The 1,520-nt window shown below is 68.2% G+C and carries 2 protein-coding genes; one reads left to right on the plus strand and one right to left on the minus strand.

The window, feature by feature from the left end; all coding sequences use genetic code 11:
- Positions 1-924, plus strand: a 924-nt coding sequence (locus tag G3I65_RS05850; RefSeq protein WP_160695193.1) for a diguanylate cyclase, incomplete at its 5' end; no start/stop codon positions are given.
- Positions 925-1,067: 143 nt separating this feature from the next.
- On the opposite strand, the gene G3I65_RS05855 is transcribed toward G3I65_RS05850, so the two are convergent.
- On the minus strand, positions 1,068-1,307 hold the full coding sequence (locus G3I65_RS05855) for a hypothetical protein (RefSeq protein WP_160695194.1): 240 nt from the start codon (positions 1,305-1,307) through the stop codon (positions 1,068-1,070).
- Positions 1,308-1,520 lie beyond the last annotated feature (213 nt).

The following is a 1,520-nucleotide window of genomic DNA, read 5'->3' on the forward strand; positions in this document are numbered from 1 at the left end:
GACTTCCTGCGCCCGGCGACGACGCTGCCGGAAACCGCCACGTGCGACGAGGTCCGCGAAGTGCTCGCGGCGGCCGACGCGCCGTCCGGCGTGGTCGGGGTGGACGAGCTGAACCGCCCGCGCTGGTCGGTCGACCGGACCCGGTTCCTGGTCGCGGTGACCGGCCCGTACGGCCACGCGCTGCACGCCAAGCGCCCGGCGGGGCGGCTGGCCGACACCCCGCACACGATCGAGGCCCGTGCCGGCGCGATGGAGTTCCTCGAGCTGGTGACCGACGCCGACTGGGGCCGCACCGGCGACGACGTCGTCGTGGTCGACGAGGTGGGCCGCTGCCTCGGCGTCGTGCTGGTGACCGAGGTGGTGCGCGGGGTGGCCGAGGCGAAGGTCGAGGCCGCGGCGGCGCTGAACCCGCTGACCCGGCTGCCGGGCAGCGACACGGTCGCCCGCGACGTCACCCGCCGCATCACCATCGGCGAGCCGTTCGTGGCGGCGTGGCTCGACATCGACAGCTTCAAGGCGGTCAACGACACCGCGGGGTTCGCCGCGGGCGACAACCTGATCCGCGAACTGGGCGGGGCGCTGACCGAGCTGTCCGGCGCCCTGCGCCGGATGCGCGTCAGCCACGTCGGCGGCGACGACTTCCTGGTGGTCTGCGACGTCGACGAGATCGCCACGGTGGCGGGCGCCCTGCTGGACCGCCGCTGGTCGGCCGACGGCCTGCCGGTGACGGTGTCGCTGGCGACGCTGGTCTGTGCGAGCGACGTGATCCGTTCCTACCAGGAGGTTTCGCGGCTGCTGGCGCCGTTGAAGAAGCGCGCGAAGGCGGTGCCCGGGTCGAGCTGGGTGCTCGGCCGCCCGGGCTCCGACCGCGTGGAGGTCCTGCGCGGCATCGGCAGCCGCGGCCTGCAGGCCGCCGCCGGTTAACGGCCGGTCGAGCCGTCGATCAGCTCGCGCAGGATGTCCACGTGCCATCAGTTTCAAAGTGCACACCCGGGCCACAGGCCCGTGGTACCTCCGACCGACCAACCGATCGGGCATCTTCGACGTTTGACCACCTTCGTTATCAATCAGCGCAATCTTGCAACCGAATCCTGACCCCATTTGGAGTAATCGACGAGTTTTTTTAAATGACGAAGCGACGAGACCCCGATCAGCCGTGGAGGCACCTGAGCGATCGTCAGCCATGTGCCGATAGCCGCGCAAAACACCGTCACGAGCAAAAATCCGACCTGCCAAGGAAGTCCACCAACGAGACCGGCAGCGACTTGCGCCCCACCCGAGCAAGCTAAAGCGACGCTGGCGAGCATGCGGGACGAGCGCGGTTTCACAGGAGCATCGTGCCACATGATCGCCAGATAATCATCGCAAGATCGAGAAGCCGGACACAATTTACTGAATCATCAGCGCTATTGATTTCCGCCCATGGCCCGAAACTCCTTCGCCGAGATTGAGCCATGATGACCTTCCTCCGCCTGGTTAACGGCCGGTCGAGCCGTCGATCAGCTCGCGCAGGATGTCCA

It is taken from the genome of Amycolatopsis sp. SID8362 (assembly GCF_010550475.1).
Classification (GTDB): domain Bacteria; phylum Actinomycetota; class Actinomycetes; order Mycobacteriales; family Pseudonocardiaceae; genus Amycolatopsis; species Amycolatopsis eburnea.

Coding starts and splice junctions, on each gene's coding strand:
- G3I65_RS05855 (WP_160695194.1), bottom strand. CDS start 1,307: ATGCTCGCCAGCGTCGCTTTAGCTTGCTCGGGTGGGGCGCAAGTCGCT.